The sequence below is a fragment of the Acidovorax sp. NB1 genome, from assembly GCF_005405905.1.
Classification (GTDB): Bacteria; Pseudomonadota; Gammaproteobacteria; order Burkholderiales; family Burkholderiaceae_C; genus Acidovorax.
The window spans coordinates 79,608-97,647 of sequence record NZ_BJHU01000013.1; the positions used below are offsets into that span (position 1 = coordinate 79,608).

The 18,040-nt window shown below is 64.0% G+C and carries 16 protein-coding genes; 6 read left to right on the forward strand and 10 right to left on the reverse strand.

All coding sequences use genetic code 11. From position 1 onward, the window contains the following. The first annotated feature begins 56 nt into the window (after positions 1-56). From rplS to AvAM_RS05155, 3 genes are all read left to right on the forward strand, one after another. Positions 57-443, forward strand: a complete 387-nt coding sequence (gene rplS / locus AvAM_RS05145) for a 50S ribosomal protein L19 (protein ID WP_099729610.1) — start codon at positions 57-59, stop codon at positions 441-443. Between the two features lie 117 nt (positions 444-560). After that, positions 561-1,283 (forward strand): CoA pyrophosphatase, encoded by a 723-nt coding sequence (locus AvAM_RS05150; RefSeq protein ID WP_249367947.1) that lies wholly within the window; start codon positions 561-563, stop codon positions 1,281-1,283. A gap of 55 nt (positions 1,284-1,338) precedes the next feature. Continuing rightward, entirely contained in the window at positions 1,339-2,325 is a 987-nt protein-coding gene (locus AvAM_RS05155; RefSeq protein ID WP_137746079.1) for a CobD/CbiB family protein, read from the forward strand. Between the two features lie 25 nt (positions 2,326-2,350). On the opposite strand, the gene rsgA is transcribed toward AvAM_RS05155, so the two are convergent. The 3 genes from rsgA to AvAM_RS05170 are packed head-to-tail and all read right to left on the reverse strand — an operon-like array spanning position 2,351 to position 4,964. Beyond that, positions 2,351-3,295 (reverse strand): ribosome small subunit-dependent GTPase A, encoded by a 945-nt coding sequence (gene rsgA / locus AvAM_RS05160; protein ID WP_137746080.1) that lies wholly within the window; start codon positions 3,293-3,295, stop codon positions 2,351-2,353. A gap of 23 nt (positions 3,296-3,318) precedes the next feature. Further along, positions 3,319-3,657: a 4a-hydroxytetrahydrobiopterin dehydratase gene (locus AvAM_RS05165; protein WP_137746081.1), complete on the reverse strand. Its 339-nt coding sequence runs from the start codon at positions 3,655-3,657 to the stop codon at positions 3,319-3,321. Next, complete coding sequence (locus AvAM_RS05170) at positions 3,654-4,964, reverse strand: M48 family metallopeptidase (RefSeq protein WP_137746082.1); 1,311 nt, start codon at positions 4,962-4,964, stop codon at positions 3,654-3,656. The genes AvAM_RS05165 and AvAM_RS05170 overlap by 4 nt, the downstream gene beginning before the upstream one ends. Before the next feature lie 37 nt (positions 4,965-5,001). On the opposite strand from AvAM_RS05170, the gene orn reads away from it, so the two are divergent. Further along, a complete protein-coding gene (gene orn / locus AvAM_RS05175) occupies positions 5,002-5,595 on the forward strand; it encodes an oligoribonuclease (protein WP_137746083.1) in 594 nt (197 codons plus the stop codon). Positions 5,596-5,875: 280 nt separating this feature from the next. On the opposite strand, the gene AvAM_RS05180 is transcribed toward orn, so the two are convergent. After that, positions 5,876-6,067 carry a hypothetical protein gene (locus tag AvAM_RS05180; protein ID WP_137746084.1) on the reverse strand — a complete coding sequence of 64 codons (192 nt, stop codon included), beginning with the start codon at positions 6,065-6,067 and terminating at the stop codon, positions 5,876-5,878. Here AvAM_RS05180 and AvAM_RS05185 point away from each other — a divergent pair. After that, positions 6,066-7,931, forward strand: a complete 1,866-nt coding sequence (locus tag AvAM_RS05185; RefSeq protein WP_137746085.1) for a DEAD/DEAH box helicase — start codon at positions 6,066-6,068, stop codon at positions 7,929-7,931. The genes AvAM_RS05180 and AvAM_RS05185 overlap by 2 nt on opposite strands. A gap of 148 nt (positions 7,932-8,079) precedes the next feature. After that, positions 8,080-9,552 (forward strand): GGDEF domain-containing protein, encoded by a 1,473-nt coding sequence (locus AvAM_RS05190; protein ID WP_212742256.1) that lies wholly within the window; start codon positions 8,080-8,082, stop codon positions 9,550-9,552. Positions 9,553-9,644: 92 nt separating this feature from the next. On the opposite strand, the gene AvAM_RS05195 is transcribed toward AvAM_RS05190, so the two are convergent. The 6 genes from AvAM_RS05195 to bcsE all read right to left on the reverse strand — a co-directional run bounded on the left by AvAM_RS05195 (position 9,645) and on the right by bcsE (position 18,039). Then, positions 9,645-10,877, reverse strand: coding sequence for a multidrug effflux MFS transporter (locus AvAM_RS05195; RefSeq protein WP_137746086.1), 1,233 nt, complete (start codon positions 10,875-10,877; stop codon positions 9,645-9,647). Between the two features lie 294 nt (positions 10,878-11,171). Further along, positions 11,172-12,749 (reverse strand): cellulose biosynthesis protein BcsG, encoded by a 1,578-nt coding sequence (gene bcsG, locus AvAM_RS05200; RefSeq protein WP_137746087.1) that lies wholly within the window; start codon positions 12,747-12,749, stop codon positions 11,172-11,174. Beyond that, positions 12,746-15,265, reverse strand: coding sequence for a UDP-forming cellulose synthase catalytic subunit (bcsA, locus tag AvAM_RS05205; RefSeq protein WP_137746088.1), 2,520 nt, complete (start codon positions 15,263-15,265; stop codon positions 12,746-12,748). Before bcsA ends, bcsG begins: the two co-directional genes overlap by 4 nt. Continuing rightward, complete coding sequence (gene bcsQ, locus AvAM_RS05210) at positions 15,262-16,050, reverse strand: cellulose biosynthesis protein BcsQ (protein WP_137746089.1); 789 nt, start codon at positions 16,048-16,050, stop codon at positions 15,262-15,264. Before bcsQ ends, bcsA begins: the two co-directional genes overlap by 4 nt. Before the next feature lie 25 nt (positions 16,051-16,075). Next, positions 16,076-16,255: a hypothetical protein gene (locus AvAM_RS05215; RefSeq protein WP_137746090.1), complete on the reverse strand. Its 180-nt coding sequence runs from the start codon at positions 16,253-16,255 to the stop codon at positions 16,076-16,078. Further along, positions 16,252-18,039, reverse strand: coding sequence for a cellulose biosynthesis protein BcsE (gene bcsE / locus AvAM_RS05220; protein ID WP_171012141.1), 1,788 nt, complete (start codon positions 18,037-18,039; stop codon positions 16,252-16,254). Before bcsE ends, AvAM_RS05215 begins: the two co-directional genes overlap by 4 nt. Position 18,040 lies beyond the last annotated feature (1 nt).

Sequence of the window (18,040 nt, forward strand, 5' to 3'; positions counted from 1 at the left end):
ACCGTCAATCCCGACGCAGCCATTTTTGGCGCGGACAAGATCGTTGGACATCAAACATGAACCTGATCCAGACCCTGGAAGCGGAAGAAATTGCCCGCTTGAACAAGACCATCCCCGAATTCGCCCCTGGTGACACCGTCATCGTGAGCGTGAACGTGGTGGAAGGTACCCGCAAGCGCGTGCAGGCTTACGAAGGCGTGGTGATTGCCAAGCGCAATCGCGGCCTGAACAGCGGCTTCACCGTGCGCAAGATCTCCAGCGGCGAAGGCGTGGAACGCACGTTCCAGACCTACAGCCCGCTGATCGCTGGCATCGAAGTCAAGCGCCGTGGTGACGTGCGCCGTGCCAAGCTGTACTACCTGCGTGACCGCAGCGGCAAGTCGGCACGTATCAAGGAAAAGCTGCCACAACGCGTCAAGGTTGCTGCCGCCACCGCCGCTTAATCCAAGCAAGGCGAGGGCCTGCCCTGACAAGCCGCTACAGCATCTGCCTGTAGCGGCTTTTTGTTTTTTGGCTTGTTGAATCCGAATCTGTACCCGAACCCGAACCGAAATTTTTGAGTGAACGCCTCTTCTCCCACCCCCGCCGTTTCGTCCGTCGTTGCGCCGCTGTCCAGCCTGCCTGATTTCGACCCCCGCCTGGTTCCGGTGGTGGGCGTGGACACGCACCTGCCCGCTGTGCCTTTGGCGGCGCAAACGCCCGAGGCGCTGCGTGCGCGGTTTGCGCATCCGCCGCTCTGGGAGCCCGAGGTGCTGCTGGAGAAGAAGTTCATGAACCGCGAGCCAGCCCACGCATCCGTGCTGCTGGCGATCATGCTGCGCGAGCAGCCCACGGTGCTGCTGACCGAGCGCACGGCCCACCTGTCCACCCACTCGGGGCAGGTGGCTTTCCCCGGGGGGCGGGCCGACCCTGGCGACGCTACGCCCGCCGACACGGCGCTGCGGGAGGCGCAGGAAGAGGTGGGGCTGGAGCCCGAATTCGTCGAGGTGCTGGGCACCTTGCCAACCTATGTCACTGGCTCGTCCTTCATCATCACCCCGGTGGTGGCGCTGGTGCGACCGGACTGTGTGCTGCAGCCCAATCCCTACGAGGTGGCGGACCTGTTCGAGGTGCCGCTGGCGTTTCTGCTGGACCCGTCCAACCACCGGCGCCATGTGTTCGACCTGGATGGTGTGCACCGCGAGTGGTTCTCCATGCCGTACCAGGACACCCGCAAGAACCATTTCATCTGGGGCGCGACGGCAGGCATGCTGCGCAATTTCTACCGTTTCATGCAGGCCTGATCCTGCCTGCACATAAAGGGTGCATGGGGGCGAAGCCCCAGTATCATTGCCCCCCATGAGTTTCTTCGCCATCCTGTTCGCTCTGCTGATCGAGCAGGCCCGTCCCCTGGCACGCAGCAACCCCATCCATGCGGGTCTGCGGGCATGGGCACTGTCCGTGAGCCGCAACTTCGACGCGGGCAAGCCCCACCACGGCTGGGTCGCCTGGAGTCTCGCCGTGCTGGTCCCGGCCTTGATCACCCTGGCCATTCATTGGGCGCTGCTGTGGGGCTTGGGCTGGCCGTTTGCAGTGCTCTGGAGCGTGGCGGTGCTGTATGTCACGCTGGGCTTTCGGCAGTTCAGCCACCATTTCACGGGCATCCGCGATGCGCTGGAAGAGGGCGACGAAGATGCGGCCCGAGAGCGCCTCGCGCACTGGCAGCAGGTGGATGTGGGGGCCTTGCCGCGCAGCGAGATCGTGCGCCATGTGATCGAGTATTCGGTGCTGGCCGCCCACCGCCATGTGTTTGGTGTGCTGGCCTGGTTCTCGGTGCTGGCGGCTCTGGGGCTGGGGCCCACGGGGGCCGTGCTGTACCGCCTGGCCGAATTTGTCTCGCGCTACTGGCACTACAAGCAGCGGGCAGGCGCGCAGCCTGCCAGCGCCTCCCTGCAGCAGGCCTGTGCCCAGGCATGGACCGTGGTGGACTGGCTGCCAGCGCGGCTCACGGCACTCAGTTTTGCTGTGGTCGGGAGTTTCGAAGAAGCGATCGAAGGCTGGCGCTTTCATGCGCAGCGGTTCCCCAACGACAACGATGGCGTGGTGCTGGCCGCTACGGCCGGGGCGATCAATGTCCGCCTGGGGGGCGAGGCCCTGAAATCACGCACTGAAACGCAGCCCCCCCAAGGGCTGGAGATTGATGCCGACATGGGCGACAGCGATTCCACCCCCGGCCGTGAGCCCGAAGTGGGTCACCTGCGCAGCGTGGTCGGGCTGGTGTGGCGCTCTGTGGTGGTCTGGATGCTGCTGCTGGCGCTGCTGACGCTGGCCCGTCTGCTGGGGTGAGGCTCCGCGCCCGCCAGGGCCGCGCTCAGTAGCGCGTGTGGCTCAGCTCGTCAAATAAATCACTATAAATTTTATAGCGCGTCGGGCTTATCCCGTGCGCGGAGGGGCCGTTTTTTACCGCATCCAGCACACCACAACCAGGCTCATGCAGGTGGGTGCAGTTGTAGAACTTGCAGTCGGTGGCGTGTTCTGCGATGTCGGGCATGCAGGCCGCGAGCTGCATGGGCGCCACATGGTGCAGGCCGAATTCCTGGAACCCCGGTGAGTCGATGAGCGCCGTGGTGCGCTCCGCATCCATCCAGTACCAGTGCGTGCTGGTGGTCGTGTGTTTGCCGGAGTTCAGTGCCTGTGAGATCTCGCCGGTCTGCACGGCAGCGCCTGGCACCAACAGGTTGATCAGCGTGCTTTTGCCCGAGCCCGAGGGGCCCAGCACCAGCGTGGTTTTGCCCCGCAGGTGCTCCATCAGCAGCGCGCGGTCCACATCGCTGGAAAGCGCCAGCGACAAGGGCAGCACGCCATAGTGGGTGCCCGCCCCCATGTGGCGGTAGGGCAGCAGACGCTCCCAGGCGCGGGCGAAAGGCTCTACCAGATCGCTCTTGTTGAGGCCGATCAGGGGCTTGATGCCTTCGGCTTCGGCTGCGATCAGGGCGCGCGCGAGCTGGCTCTCTGAGAACACGGGCTCTGCCGCGATCAGGATCAGCACCTGGTCCAGGTTGGCTGCAAACGACTTGGTGCGGATCTCGTCCTGGCGGTAGAACAGGTTGCGCCGCTCCAGCACCTTCTCGATCGTGCCTTCGTCGCCCTGGCCAGGCGGGGGCGCCTGCCACAGCACCCGGTCGCCCACCACGGCCTGGCTCTTCTTTCCCCGGGGGTGGCAGATGCGGCGTTCGCCGTCAGCGGTTTCAACCATGCAGTGGCGCCCATGGCTGGCCACCACGGTGCCTTCCATGAGGGCGCTGCGTTCAGCCATGGTGTGTTTGTAGAGTCACGGGATCACGCCACGAGGGCATCAAATGCGGTCGCACACTCGAAGTCTGTCGAGGAGATGCCGTTCACATCGTGGGTGTTCAGGCGCACCACGCAGCGGTTGTAGTGCACCGAGAGGTCGGGGTGATGGTCCTGCGCATTGGCAATGAAGGCCAGCGCATTCACGAAAGAGATGGTTTCGTAGTAGTTGGCGAAGTGGTAGGTCTTCTCGATGGCGACGTTGGCGCCATCGCCGCTCAGGCTCCAGCCTTCGAGCTTGGCCAGATTTGCTACAACTTCAGTAGCGGTCAGCGCACGACGGGTAAGCGCAGACCAGTCTTTTTTCTTCAACATGGTGGTGGTCATGGGTGGGCAGAGGTGGGGTGCATGCGCGCCAGCCGCTCGGTGGCGGGCGGGTGCGAGTAGTAGAACTTCACGTACACCGGGTCGGGTGTGAGCGTGGAGGCATTGTCTTCATACAGCTTGAGCAGGGCCGATGCCAGATCGGCGCCGCTGGCCTGGGCTACGGCATAGGCGTCGGCCTGGAACTCATGGCGGCGCGACTGCTGCGAAAACAGCGGCGAGATGAAGAAGGTGAACACAGGCACCACCAGCATGAACAGCAGCAGCGCCAGGGCATCGTTGGGTGCGGCCGCCATGGCCGGGTCCAGCGAGATATTGGGGCGCACGCCCAGGCCGGTATAGAACCACACTTGGTTCGAGAGCCAGCCCAGCAGCGCAAAGCCGGCCAGGCTCAGCGCAAACAGGGTGACGATGCGCTGGATGATGTGGCGGTGCTTGAAGTGGCCCAGCTCATGCGCCAGCACAGCCTCGACCTCGCCCGGCGCCAGTTGCTTCAGCAGGGTGTCGTAAAACACCACGCGCTTGGCCGCGCCAAAGCCTGTGAAGTAGGCATTGGCATGGGCGCTGCGGCGGCTGCCATCCATCACGAACAAGCCCTTGGCCGAGAAGCCGCAGCGTTGCATGAGCGCCGTCACGCGGGCCTTGAGCGATTCGTCTTCGAGCGGCTGGAATTTGTTGAACAGCGGGGCGATAAAGGTGGGGTAGATCACCATCAAGAGCAGGTTGAACCCCATCCAGAAGCACCAGGCCCAGAGCCACCACAGCGGGCCCGCAGCACCCATGAGCCACAGGATGAGCGCAGCAATTGGCAGACCAATGATCGCGCCCACCAGCAGGCCCTTGATCGCGTCGGCCAGCCACAGCTGCCAGGTCATCTTGTTGAAGCCAAAGCGCTCTTCGATCACGAAGGTCTGGTACAGCGATAACGGCAGGTCGATCAGGCCGCCAATCGCGACAAACGCCACCAGCAGTGCCATCTGTTGCACCATGCCGGGCCCCATCGCGTCCAGCAGGGCGCGGTTCAGCACATCCAGGCCGCCCAGCAGCGTCCAGCCCAGCAGCACCACGCAGCCCAATGCCATCTCCAGCAGCCCCAGGCGGGCCTTGGTGATGGTGTAGTCAGCGGCCTTCTGGTGGGCGGCCAGGGGGAGGCGCTCGGCGAAGGGCGCGGGCACGGCGGCGCGGTGGCGTGCCACATGCCGCACCTGGCGGGTGGCCAGCCAGAACTTGAGCGCAAGGCCCAGGACCAGCGCAGTCGCAAAGGCCAGCGTGAGCAGCATGGAAGGGGAGAAGTCGTCAGGGGTGGGCATGTGCGGCGAGTTTAGGCCATCGGCGACAATGCGCGCCATGTCAGAAGCCAACAACCCCACCCCTGCCACGCTTGCCAAATCCGACCAGAACCTGGTCTGGCTCGATTGCGAAATGACCGGCCTGGAGCCCGATACGGACCGTCTTCTGGAAATCGCCGTGGTCGTGACCGGCCCGAGCCTGGAGCCCCGCGTCGAAGGCCCGGTGTTTGCCATCCACCAGTCGGACGAGTTGCTGAACAAAATGGATGCTTGGAACAAGGGAACCCACGGCCGCAGCGGTCTGATCGACAAGGTGAAGGCCTCAACGGTGACCGAGGAGGAGGCTGAGCAGCAGATCATTGCCTTCCTGGGCAAATATGTGCCCAAGGGCACCGCCCCCATGTGTGGCAACAGCATCGGGCAGGACCGCCGTTTTCTTGTGCGCTACATGCCCAAGCTGGAGAAGTTTTTCCACTACCGCAATGTGGACGTGAGCACCCTGAAGGAGCTGGCCAAACGCTGGAAGCCGGAGGCCTACACCAGTTTCAAAAAGGCCCAGAAGCACACCGCCCTGGCCGACGTGCACGAGTCCATCGACGAACTGGCGCACTACCGTCAACACCTGTTGTCCGTGGAAGTGAAAACCCCCTGACTCGCTTTGCGCCCTCGTGCGCCTGCTCGAAGCAGCCGCGCTTTGGGTTGCCGTCAAAACCAGCTTTAACAGGTCTGCTTTCTCTGCAATCGGCCTCTGGAAGGGAGGATGCACTCGGTGTGGGGCGCTGCGCCGGCGGAGACCTGGGTTGTGCGGGTGCCATTGCCAGCACAAGCGCTGCACCTTGGCCGGGTTTTGAGGGGTATTGCGGGGAAACCCTTAACCGTGCGATAATCGCTGGCTGCGCAGGGATACCACCTCGCAGTTTGTGCATCTCCCCTCACACACCGGGCTTGCCAGCCCACTGCCAAATGCAACCCGGCAGTGCAGGACTGGCGAATAACAGCCCACCCGCATCGGCCTGATCCTCCAGAGCCAGCGCAGGTTTCGTTTGATGGTTGATGTTTTTTAACCATTTGACGAAGCCAATCGTGGGCTGCGCCCGCGACCGTCTTCGTGAGAGAAAAATCATGACCGACACCTCTTTGGTGCAGGGCGAATTCGCGCCTGCCGATACTTCCTTTGCTGCCGACATTTCCGTGCAGTCTTCTCCTCTGGATGCCGTCGTGGCCGCTGCTGCTGAAGGCGATGCCGCTGTGACCGCAGAGCCCAACGGCTTTGTCGAACTGGGCTTGGCCCCTGAACTCGTGCAAGCCGTGGCTGACCTGGGCTACACCCAGCCCACCAGCGTGCAGCGCAAGGCCATTCCCCTGGCCATGGGCAGCGATGCCTCCAAGTTCATCGACCTGATGGTCTCCAGCCAGACCGGCAGCGGCAAGACCGCCGCCTTCCTGCTGCCCGTGCTGCATACATTGATTCAGCAGCAGGCTGTGGCGGAGGCCGAAGAGCGCGCTGCTTTCGAGCGCGCTGTGGCCGAGGCGGCCGCCCGTGGTGAGCCCGCTCCCAAGCGCGCCAAGCGCAAGGATCCCACCAGCTCGCGCAATTTCAAGGCAGCCACTCCCGGTGCCCTGATCCTGTGCCCCACACGTGAACTGGCCCAACAGGTGGCACATGACGCCATCGATCTGGTCAAGCACTGCCGTGGCCTGCGCGTGGCCAACGTGGTGGGCGGCATGCCTTACCAGCTGCAGATCGCCAAGCTGCAGAACGCCGACCTCGTGGTGGCCACGCCCGGCCGCCTGCTGGATCTGCAGCGCTCGATGCAGATCAAGCTCGACAAGGTGCAGTTCCTGGTGGTGGACGAAGCCGACCGCATGCTCGACCTGGGCTTCTCGGACGACCTGGCCGAGCTGAACCAGCTGACCAGCCAGCGCAAGCAGACCATGATGTTCAGCGCCACCTTCGCGCCCCGCATCCAGCAACTGGCCATGCGCGTGATGCACGACGGTGGTTCGTCCGTGCAGAAGGTGACCATCGATTCCCCGCAAGAGAAGCACTCCAACATCAAGCAGGTGCTTTACTGGGCCGACAACGCCCAGCACAAGCGCAAGCTGCTGGACCACTGGCTGCGTGACACCACGATCAACCAAGCCATCGTATTCGCCAGCACCCAGGTGGAGTGCGACGGCCTTGCCAACGACCTGCAGCAAGATGGTTTCTCGGCCGTGGCCCTGCACGGTGCCCTGAGCCAGGGCCTGCGCAACCGCCGCCTGATGGCGCTGCGCAGTGGCCAGGTGCAGATCTTGGTGGCGACCGATGTGGCCGCACGGGGCATCGACGTGCCCACGATCACCCACGTGTTCAACTTCGGCCTGCCCATGAAGGCCGAGGACTACACCCACCGCATCGGCCGCACCGGCCGTGCCGGCCGCGACGGCTTGGCCGTCACCTTCGCCGAGTTCCGCGACCGCCGCAAGATCTACGACATTGAGTCGTACAGCCGCCAGCAGTTCAAGGCCGAAGTGGTGCCTGGTATGGAGCCTACCCAGCGCGCACCCCAGGCGCCCCGTGGCGGTGACTTTGGTGGCCGTGGCCGCTCGGGTGGCTATGACCGCGACAGCCGTGGTGATCGCAAGTTTGGTGGTCCCGCCCGTGGCGGCAATGACCGTGGAGGCTTCGGCGGTGGTTTTGGTGGCGGTTTTGCAGGCCGTGGCGCCCCCGCCCGTGGTGAAGGCGGCGGTTTCGGCGGTCGTGACCGCGACGACCGTGGCGGTGACCGTGGTTTTGCGCCTCGCCGCGATGGTGAAGGTTATGGCCGCAAGCCTGGTTTTGGCGATGCAGGCCGTGGTGGCTTTGCCCCCCGTGGTGATGCGGGTGCACCGCGTGGCGACTTTGCGCCACGCAAACCAGCTTTCTCCAAGCCTGCTGGTGGCGGCGGCGGCAAGCCTTTTGTGGCCCATGATGCGCGCAAGCGTCCCGCACGTCCTGCACGCTGATTGTTGAGCCGAGACGGAGCGTGCTGTTGACGCTCTGACCGATCAAGGGCTGGTACCGCAAGGTGCCAGCCCTTTTTTGTGCCAGGAGCGCGCGCAGCCTGCTTTTTGCGGGTTGCGTCGTCAATAATTGCCCACGGAGGAATTTGTTGTGGTGTCTTCTCTCTCCTCGGGGGCTGATTACGAACACATGTTCGAGTTGGCGCCTGTGTCGCTCTGGCTGGAGGATTTCAGCGAACTCAAGCGCTTGTTTGATGGCTGGCGTGCGCAAGGGGTCACCGACATACGCTCCCACCTGGCCGCAGATCCAGACCGGTTACGCCAGTGCAGCGCATCACTGCGCGTGCTGCAGGTCAACCGCCGCACGCTGGAGCTGTTCTCGGCCGACAGCCAGCAGCATCTGGAAGCCAACCTCGACAAGGTTTTTCGAGACGACAGGCACGATACCGCAGCGCACGAACTGGCACAGCTGTGGGATGGGCAGATGGAGTTCTCCAACCAGACGGTGAACTATGCGCTGGATGGTCGGCGCTTGGACGTGCTGGTCCGAGCGCGCATCCTGCCGGGGCACGAGGCGGACTGGAGCCGTGTGCTTGTCTCTCTTGAGGACAACACCCAGCAGCTGGAGGCGGCGCGCCGCCTGCGGCGCAGCGAGCAGTACGCACGCGACCTGTTTGAGCATTCTCCGGTTTCGCTCTGGGTCGAGGATTTCAGCGTGGTCAAGAGCCTGCTCGATGGCGTGCGGGCCCAGGGCATCGGCGACTTCAAGACCTTTCTCAAGGTGCACCCGGATTTTGTGGCCCGCTGCATGCAGGAGATTCGCGTCATCGACGTGAACCAGCAGACGCTGCGCATGTTCGGTGCTGCCAGCAAAGACATGCTGCTCAACAACATTGGCCGTGTGTTCCGTGGCGAGATGCATGAATCCTTTGCTGAGCAGCTGCAGGACCTGTGGGAGGGCAAAACCTTTCAGCAGCGTGAGGTGGTCAACTACTCGCTCGCAGGCGATGCCGTGAACATCCACATGCAGTTCTCGGTACTCGATAGCCACCTGCATGATTGGGGCCTGGTGCTTTTGTCCCTGGTGGACATCTCAGCCCGCAAGAAGGCCGAGGCCTATCTTGAGTACCTGGGCAAACACGATGTGCTCACGCAGTTGCGCAACCGGGCCTTCTACGCCGAAGAGCTGAACCGGCTCACGCGCAAAGGGCCCTGGCCTTTGTCTGTCATGGCCATCGATCTGAACGGGCTGAAAGTGGTCAATGACGAGCAAGGCCACGCAGCTGGCGACTCGATGCTGCGCCGGGTGGGCGAGGTGCTCGCCAAGGCAGTGGATGCACCGGCCTGCGCTGCGCGCATTGGGGGTGATGAATTCACCGTCTTGCTGCCCGGCACGGAAGAGCGTGGTGCCTATGCGTTGCAGGAGCGCATCATCTCCATGCTGGAGCTGAACAACCAGTTCTATCCCGGCCAGCACCTGAGCCTGGCCATGGGCATCGCCAGTTGCAACTCCGGCGATGGGGTAGAGGCGGCGATCAATCGCGCCGACCAGGCCATGTATGCTGAGAAAAACCGCTACTACCAGCAGAAGAACATGGACCGTCGGCAGCCACACGACTCCTGAGACAGGAGTGCGTGCAGAGCCCGTTCCGTATGGGTGCCGCCTGCTGCAGTGTTGCCGCAGGGGCAAATCTGCGGGAGAGCGTCCGCAGGTTTTCAGAGCTGGACGGGTGTGCGCCCGATGTCTGGCCAGCGGCGGTGCAGATAAATCCAGGCCACCAGGCCAATGCCCATCATCAGCAGCGAGGCCAGTGCCAGCAGCACGGTGGAATGCATGACCATGGGGGCGATCAGGCCAGCCACCAGACCATTGGCGCTGGAGCCCACGAAGGCTTGCATGGACGAGGCCATGCCCCGGCGCTCGGGGTGGAGGTCCAGCACCAGCAGCGTGACCACCGGCACCATCAGCGCCCAGCCAAACGAGAAAATGGCAATCGGCAGCAATGCCCAGACGACATGGGGTGGGAACAGCAGGTTGGCTGCGAGGTTGAGCACGGCCACGGTGAACATGATCAGAAAGCCGTGGCGGATCTGCTGCTTGGGTGGAATTCGCCCCGCCAAGCGTCCGCTGAGCCAGGCGCCGCCCATGATGCCTGAAATGGTCAGGATGAAGAACCAGAAGAACTGCGTGGGCGCCAGGCCCAGGTGGTCGCCCAGGAAGGCGGGCGCCGACAGCACGTACAAGAACATGCCATTGAAGGGCACGCCACTGGCCAAGGCCAGCAACACGAACCGCGCACTTGACCCGAGTTGCACATAGCCGCGCATCAGGTGACGCACGTTGAACGGTTGCCGGTGCTCTTGGTGCAGGGTTTCGGGCAACAAGCGGTAGTTGGCTGCCCAGAGTGCCACTCCCACCAAAGTCAGGAACGAGAAGATGCTGTGCCAGCCCAGGTGCACGAACAGCCACCCGCCCACGATGGGGGCGATGGCCGGTGCCACTCCGAAGTAGATGGTGACCTGACTCATCACCTTCTGCGCCTGGGCGGGCGGAAACATGTCGCGGATCACCGCGCGCGAGACCACGATGCCAGCGCCTGTGGACAGACCTTGCAATGCCCGGAAGAACACCAATTGCCCGATGGTCTGCGATAGCGCACAGCCCGCTGATGCCAGCGTGAACACCGCAATGCCCCACAGGATCACCGGCCTGCGTCCGAAGCTGTCGGCCAATGCACCATGGAACAGGCTCATGAATGCAAAGCCGAACAGGTAGGCAGACAGTGTCTGCTGCATCTGCACCGGCGTAGCGCCCAGTGCAGTGGCAATGCCAGAGAACGCAGGGATGTAGGTGTCGATGGAGAACGGCCCCAGCATCCCCAGCACCGCCAGCAACACCGCCAAAGCCCAGCGGGGCGCTTTCCAGAGCAGATGGGCTTGTGGGTTCATTCGGATACTGGGAGTCGGAGGATTGCGCCGCAGGTGGGCGGGGAGGCGTCTGGCGCACAGCCAACCGTGGCGCATTATGCGGGATGCAGCATGTGCCTGTTGGCTCAACGCCAGCAATGCACGACTGAGGGCTTCGTGGGCCCGGAGGGGGGGGATTTACCGAATCCAACGCCATCCTAGACCCCTGCGATGTGTGCACAGCCCTCGCCTGTAACGCCGTGCAAGCCGCGAAATAGCCGTCCCACCGCGAGGGCGCCGCCCTCTTTGGGGGACGGTGTGAAGCAACTCAGGGGCTTAGTAGGAATACGGAATCCACTCTCCGTTGCCTGATTTCATGAGGTACTTGCCCGCAGCGTTGCGCATCACGATCACATCGGCGTTCTCCGACACGAACGACGTTGTTTCGGGTGTCTGAAGTCGTTCGGACAGGGGGCGCGCAGAATCTGCGTAAGGGCTGTCACTCAACATGTCTCCGAGCAGCGTGAACAGGCCCAGGTAGCTCATGGGCTGGTTCACCACCAGGGGGGCAGGGGGCTCGGCGCTGGCGGGCTTTTTCAGACCCACCAGTTTCACGGCGGCTGGCACCAGTGTGATCCGAGGCCCGGGAATCTCGCGCATGCCCGAGATTTGAATCTTGTCGCCACGCAGCGATGCGCCGTGCTCGGGCACCAGCACTACCACCACCGGTTTGCCCGCAGTTTCCAGCTCCGTTATGAACTTGTCGAAGTCAGCCATCAACTGGACCAGACGAGGCTTGTAGGTGTCCAGACTGCTGCGGGACGTCATACCCGGCACCCGGTTGCCGTCGTGCAGCGAGATGGTGTTGTAGTACAGCGCCACAGGGTTGTTCCCCCGCTCGCTGCTGCGCTTTTTCCACCATTGCGACAGCAGCGCATGGTCGTTGTAAATCGGCGATCCGTCGAAGTTCTGCATGTGGACTGGTGCACTCTGATTGGGTTGCAGCTTGCCAGTCAAACCGCCACGCTGCTCCAGCGCGTGGGCAAACTCCTCGTACACACCGTCGTGGTTGAGCAGTGCTGCAGTCTGGTAGCCCACTTTCTCCAGGTTGGGAAACACATAACACTGTGGGTCGATGCCTTCGTACAGCTTCTTGTGGGGCGTTTGCCCACAGGACCCGTGCAGTACGCGCAGCGACGCCGGTCCGCTGTAGCTGGCGGCGCTGTTGAAGTTGGTGAACAGCACGTCAAAGCGTTTGAGCAACGGGTTATCGCGTTGGCCCACAAACTCCATGTCGTCCCAGGAGAGTGAGCACACATGCAGCAGGATGATGTCGAACGGCGGCGACCCCGCCCCTGTGCTGAACTGCATCCGTTTCTGGCTTTCGCTGGCATAGAACTTCTGCAACAAGGCGTCGGGGTCCGCCGGGTCGGCTCCAGCCACGGGGGGGGCGTCGCCTGGATTGGCCTGCACGCGGCTGTCATTGCGGATCTGTGCTTCACGCTCCTGGAGGGTCGCCACCAGAGGAACGCTCAGGATGCCAGCCAGGGCAAAGGTGGCAAAGCGCACTCGACGCGCCAATGCTGCATACAGGAAGACACCGGCTACAGCCACCACCACCGCGGTAGGGTTCACCAGGCGTCCGGCCAACTCCATCCAGTAGTCAGCGCTGAAACCCGCAAGGGCCTTGACCTGTGAAAGCACACGCCCCAGGGTGGGCAGGTAGGAGTCGTAGTAGAGCAGGGCAATTGCCGCCGGCCAGGCCAGCACGGCGCGCGTGCGCCGCAGCAGTCGGTGCTTTATGGTCGGTAGCAGCGCTAGCCACAGTAACAGGTTTAGCCACCAGCTAAAACCGATGTAACCCGTGAAGTGCAGGCCGACTTTGACCAGGAAGTACAGGTTCCAGTAGCTCATGCGCCCAGCCCCTGCTGCCCGCGTTGGCGCCCCCGGTTCCAGCGGCTACGGGCAGCCTCCAGAAGCGATCCCCAGAACTTGCGGTAACCTAGCACACCGAGCTGGGCGATCTCTTGCAGGCCGTGCAAGGGGCGGTCGATGTCATGGCTGTCGTTCCATTGCCGCCAGGTGTCGGGGCGGGCAAAGGTGCATTGCACCAGGTCGATTTGTTGTTCGCGGGTCATGGGATCGAATTGCAGGCCCGTGGCGCCCTGGCCCCGGTGCAGCATGATAGTGGCCGGGAATGTGCATTCGGAATGACCGCGCCACAGGCCCACCTGGACTTTTTCGCCCACTGCCAGCCGGGTGCCCTCGGGCAGCTCCAGGCCCACACCCGTCATGGAGAAGTCGATGCAAACGGCCTGGAGCACCGTACCGTCATCCTGGTACAACGTGGCCTGCAACCGGGTGGCCACGCGGTGCATGCGGCGCACCTGGCGCGCCTCGGAGGCCACGCCCAGTGCGGCACCCAGCATGAGGATGCTGTAGACCGTCCACAGCAAGTTCAGCAGCACGGTGGCTGTTTCTTCCGTATTCCAGAAGAACAGGCGCACGATTCCCATGCCAAAGGCTGCAAAGTTCAGCAGCACCAACACGGTGTAGGGGCGTGAGATGGCCCAGTCGAAATAGGGCTCGTCCACCAGCCCGCCCTTTGCTGTGACGTTGAACTTGCCCAGGCGCGGGTTGATGAGCGCCACGGTGGTGGGCAGGGCTACGTACCAGGCCAACACCGTCTCGTAGACCTCTGCCCAGAAGGTGTGCCGGTGCTCGCCTTGTACGTGGGCGTTGGCGATGTTGGACTGCAGGATGTAGGGCAGCACGTACAGCGCGATCATGATGGCGCCCGCGTTGATGATGTGCCACTCGAAGAACAGGAAGGCCATGGGCGCAGTAAGGAACACCAGCCGGGGCAGCCCAAAGAAGAAGTGCACCATGGCATTGGCATAGCAGATGCGCTGCCACAGCGTGAGGCCTTTGCCCAGGAAGGGGTTGTCCACGCGGAAGATCTGCGCCATGCCGCGTGCCCAGCGGATGCGCTGGCCCACGTGGGCGGACAGGCTTTCCGTCGCCAGGCCGGCCGCCTGCGTTTCGTTGATGTAGGCCGTGGTGTAGCCGCGCCGGTGCAGCTTGAGCGCGGTGTGCGCATCCTCGGTCACGGTCTCCACTGCGATACCACCCACCTCCAGCAGCGGGCCGCGCCGTATCACCGCGCAGGAGCCGCAGAAGAAGGTGGCGTTCCAGAAATCGTTGCCGTCCTGGATCAAACCGTAGAACAGTGCGCCCTCGTTGGGCACGCGACGGAAAGTGCCCAGGTTGCGCTCGAATGGGTCGGGCGAGAAGAAGTGGTGCGGCGTCTGCAGCATGGCGCACTTCGGGTCGCGCTGGAACCAGCCCACGGCCGTGGTCAGGAAGGAGCGAGTGGGGATGTGGTCGCAGTCGAAGATGGCAATGAGTTCGCCGTCGGTCTTGGAGAGCGCGTGATTGAGGTTGCCAGCCTTGGCGTGGTTGTTGTCGGGGCGCACGATGTAGCCCACACCCATGGACTCTGCGAACTCACGGAATTCCTCGCGCCGACCGTCGTCCAGGATGAAGACCTTGACCTTGTCCCTGGGCCAGTCAAGTGCCATGGATGCGAGCACCGTGGTTCGCACCACGCTCAGGGGCTCGTTGTAGGTAGGAATATAGACATCGACCGTGGGCCAGGATGCGGGCTGCCCCTGCAGGTCGGCCGGGCGGCGGTGCAGGGGCCAGGCGGTCTGGATGAAACCGAGCACCACCACCAGCCAGGTATAGGCCTCGGCAGCCAGCAGACCGTAGCCCAGGAAGGATTCAATGGCCGATTCAAACTCGATGGACGAAGTGACCCGCCACCAGGCATAGCGCCCCATGGCCAGCAGGCTGATGGCTGCCAGCGCGAGCGAGGGGTAGCGCCCTGGCAGGCGGCGCAGTACCAGAGACAGCGCCCAGCAAAGCAACATGAACAGCGTCTGCCCGAACCAGTTGAACGGGGTAGTCATCACCACCAGCCCAGCCAGCAGGCCCACGGTGAGCACCACCCACCGCAGCCCAGGGATTTCCATGACAGGAGACAGCACCTGGTCGGCCAGGCGCATGCCTTTCTCCACGTTGACATGGGCGGCCAGCCTGTCCATCGCGCGCAGGAAGAGGCGGATGGGCCAGAACACACCCTTCAGCAGCAGTGTGAGGCCTTTCCAGCTCCGGCGCAGCACAAGCCCCAGCCCTGCGAGCAGCCAGGGCACCGGTTGCAGTAACCAAGCCAACAGGGCGCGCTCGGGCGTGGCCGGCAGCACGATGCAGCGCCACAACCACATCCACCACGGAGCACCAGGCGCCACTTCCAGCTGTTGTGCCAGCCAGTGTTTCCAGCGGCCGATCCAGCCTGGCCCGGAGCCCTCGTTTGCAGGCTCTGATGCGCCTGCGTGGGGTACTGCGCCCGTATCGTGCAGGTGGGTCATGGTTGGGTGACGCCAGGAATCAGCATGGACGGAGGGGCCGCATGCTGGCCCATCAGCCAGTTGCATACGCCCTGCAGGTCGTGGGCGGACTGTGCCTGGGGCGCCAGGTGGCCCACACACATTGCGCGGGCCAGCGCGCGCGCGATGTTCTCGTCCTCATGCAAGGTGTAGGGGATGAGGCGATCGCCCCATTGTTCGCGCAGGGTCTGCAAGGCCTCGCGGTGGGAAACCCGGCGTGGGTCAAAGCGTGTGACCAGCACACCTTGCTCACTGGGAGCTGCTGCTGTGCTGCGCAGCAGGGTCTGCACGCCGTTCAGGGCCGAGCAGGCACGGGCAGAGGCTTCCAGTGCAACCAGCACGGTGTCGGCGCAGTGCAGTGCGGCCTGGGCCCACGGAGAGGGCCACAAGGGGGTGTCCAGCAGCACAACGCAATCGGAGGCAATGTCCAGCAGTTCGATCTGGTCCTGCAGCCAGCGTGGCTGCACCTGCAGCATCTGGTGCAGGGTGTGGAGAGTTTCCAGGGACGACTCGCCAAAAGGCAGGACTCGCACGCCGTCCGAGTTGTCAAATCCGCCATCGGCCCACCACTGCCCATTGGCAGCAGCGCGCGCCCAGCCCGTAGCGCTGGCCTCGCGCATGCCAAGGTGCCTACCCAGCAGGTTCTGGGCGCACAGTTCCACCGCCAGACTGCGCTGTCCCTGGCGTGCCAGGAGCGTAGCCAGGTGGGCGGTCAGGGTGGTTCGCCCCGCTCCTCCGAGTGGCGATACAACGGCAATCACACGCATGCAAAGTCTCTGTTCATTCGTTCATTCAGGAGGCGGGCGGCGCCGTTGGCGTGTCGCTTGCACCCGTCTGCGGCAGTCCAGGCCGGTAGGGTTTTACGCAGCGCAGTGGCTGGCGTGCACGTTGTGCTCTGCGCAGCAGCAGCCAGCAGGGCCAGGCCAGCAGGGCGCCCAGCAGCATGTAGAGCAGCAACATCAACAGCGTCATGCGATGGACCTCGTGGAAGGGCGTGGCACGGCTCGCCGTGCAATGGGGCGGTGCTGCACGCTGGGGCCTACCGCGACATGCGCGCCGCCAGTGTCCGCAGGCAGTGTGGGTGAAGAAGAGGGCGGCGCGGAGGTTGGCGCTGTAATAGCGACGGCTGCTGCCGCCGGGGCATGGTCCAACAGCGCACTGTAGTCTGGCAGGCCTTTGCGCAGGGCTTCTTGCAGGTGCCCTGTCATGGCTCGGATGCCTGTGTCCGAGCAGTCGATGGCCTCAGAAGAGAACAACTGGGCCAAGGGCAAGGCAAAAAGACGGTGCAATGCCAAGCCCACATCGGGTTCGCGGCAGGCGAAAAGGAAGACATAAACCGATTCATGGTCTGCTGTGAACAGATCCCCGTCGCGTGCGGTGTGGCACGCGCGCAGCGCATCCAGGTGCGGGATCTGCGCCAGCACGTTCAGTCGCACCAGGCTGTGCGACAGGCCAATCGCCTGCGTACGGTCCAGCATGCTGCGCACCAGGGCGCAGAAATGTGCAGGGGGTTGGTAGCCCCGCTCGCGTGCCGGCATGAAGCTGTCCAGTGCCTGCTCGTAGTCGGGGTGCACCTTGCGACTGTGGCTTTGGGCGTTGATGTCCTGCAGCAATTGCAAGAGCCGTGAAAACCCGACTTCCTTGTAGACCACGGCACTGGCACCCAGTTGCAGCAGGGCCTGCTCGCTGTGTGTGCGCAGCTTTCCCAGGTTTTCCCGCATCACTATCTTGAGTGTGAGCGGGCGCGACAGGCGCAGGTGGTGCACCAGGCGCGCACGTGGCTCGAAGTCCGATGCCTGGCCTGCATCCAGAAGTACCGTGGCAGCCACGCTGGCGGCGGCCGCTATCTCCATGTCGGCCAGGCTTTCGACGATGCGCCAGTGTCCCGGCACGCCACGCTGGCCTTCGACTGAAGCGCGCGTGGCGATGACCTCGGACTGGTCCGCAGCTTCCACCAGTTCGCGCACAGCACCCCGGGTGCGCGTGCCGTCCGCTGCGAGGCGGCCCGATGCCTCGTTGCGCAGCAGCCCAAAGGCCGTCTGGAAGAGGGCGCCTGCGTCCGTGTTCCAGCGCTCCAGGCCTAGGCTCCAGCGGTCGGCATCGGTGCGCAAGGTGGCAATGTGCATGGACATCTGGCACAGGTTGCGCAAGGCAGGCAGAAGCACCTCGGGCTCCAGCGGCGGGAAGAATCCCAGCACCACAGGGCGTGCGCGTTCGCGGCACAGGGTGCTGAGCTGGCGGCTCACCCGGGCCAGCTCTGTCACGCTGAGTCCGGCAAGCAGGCCCTGGGCGTCGCAGACAAACAGCGCATGTGCATCGCTCAGGCCCGTGCGTTCCAGTTCCTGCATCAGGGACAGGAGCCCATGGCGCCGAACCTCGGCCTGCAGGCCGGGCGAGAGCACCCACAGCTGCAATCGGCCAGCATGGTAGGCGGCCCGCAGGGGGGGGCGGTGCAACAGACCGTCCACCCACGATGCATCGGACGCGATCAGCCCCACGGGGCCTGCGGCGAGGGCGTCCTCCAGCAGCGCGGGGAACCAAAGCGCTGCACTGGGCGCATCGGCCGCAACCAAGGAGACAGGGACGTGCACTGGCAATTGACCAACGCCATCGGGCAGGCCCTCGATGCCGATCTGTGTGGCGGTCGCGTCACCATCAGGCCCTCGGCTGGATGCCAGGCGCAAGCGCCGGAGCCAGGCGCGCGCTCCCCCAAGGGACGGAGTGCTTTTGCGCGTGGAGGAAGGGGCGGTGGACATC

Excerpts from the sequence above, each read along its gene's own strand:
- rplS (WP_099729610.1), top strand. The coding sequence starts at position 57 with ATGAACCTGATCCAGACCCTGGAAGCGGAAGAAATTGCCCGCTTGAAC.
- AvAM_RS05155 (WP_137746079.1), top strand. The coding sequence starts at position 1,339 with ATGAGTTTCTTCGCCATCCTGTTCGCTCTGCTGATCGAGCAGGCCCGT.
- rsgA (WP_137746080.1), bottom strand. The coding sequence starts at position 3,295 with ATGGCTGAACGCAGCGCCCTCATGGAAGGCACCGTGGTGGCCAGCCAT.
- AvAM_RS05165 (WP_137746081.1), bottom strand. The coding sequence starts at position 3,657 with ATGACCACCACCATGTTGAAGAAAAAAGACTGGTCTGCGCTTACCCGT.
- AvAM_RS05170 (WP_137746082.1), bottom strand. The coding sequence starts at position 4,964 with ATGCCCACCCCTGACGACTTCTCCCCTTCCATGCTGCTCACGCTGGCC.
- orn (WP_137746083.1), top strand. The coding sequence starts at position 5,002 with ATGTCAGAAGCCAACAACCCCACCCCTGCCACGCTTGCCAAATCCGAC.
- AvAM_RS05185 (WP_137746085.1), top strand. The coding sequence starts at position 6,066 with ATGACCGACACCTCTTTGGTGCAGGGCGAATTCGCGCCTGCCGATACT.
- AvAM_RS05180 (WP_137746084.1), bottom strand. The coding sequence starts at position 6,067 with ATGATTTTTCTCTCACGAAGACGGTCGCGGGCGCAGCCCACGATTGGC.
- AvAM_RS05195 (WP_137746086.1), bottom strand. The coding sequence starts at position 10,877 with ATGAACCCACAAGCCCATCTGCTCTGGAAAGCGCCCCGCTGGGCTTTG.
- bcsG (WP_137746087.1), bottom strand. The coding sequence starts at position 12,749 with ATGAGCTACTGGAACCTGTACTTCCTGGTCAAAGTCGGCCTGCACTTC.
- bcsA (WP_137746088.1), bottom strand. The coding sequence starts at position 15,265 with ATGACCCACCTGCACGATACGGGCGCAGTACCCCACGCAGGCGCATCA.
- bcsQ (WP_137746089.1), bottom strand. The coding sequence starts at position 16,050 with ATGCGTGTGATTGCCGTTGTATCGCCACTCGGAGGAGCGGGGCGAACC.
- AvAM_RS05215 (WP_137746090.1), bottom strand. The coding sequence starts at position 16,255 with ATGACGCTGTTGATGTTGCTGCTCTACATGCTGCTGGGCGCCCTGCTG.
- bcsE (WP_171012141.1), bottom strand. The coding sequence starts at position 18,039 with ATGTCCACCGCCCCTTCCTCCACGCGCAAAAGCACTCCGTCCCTTGGG.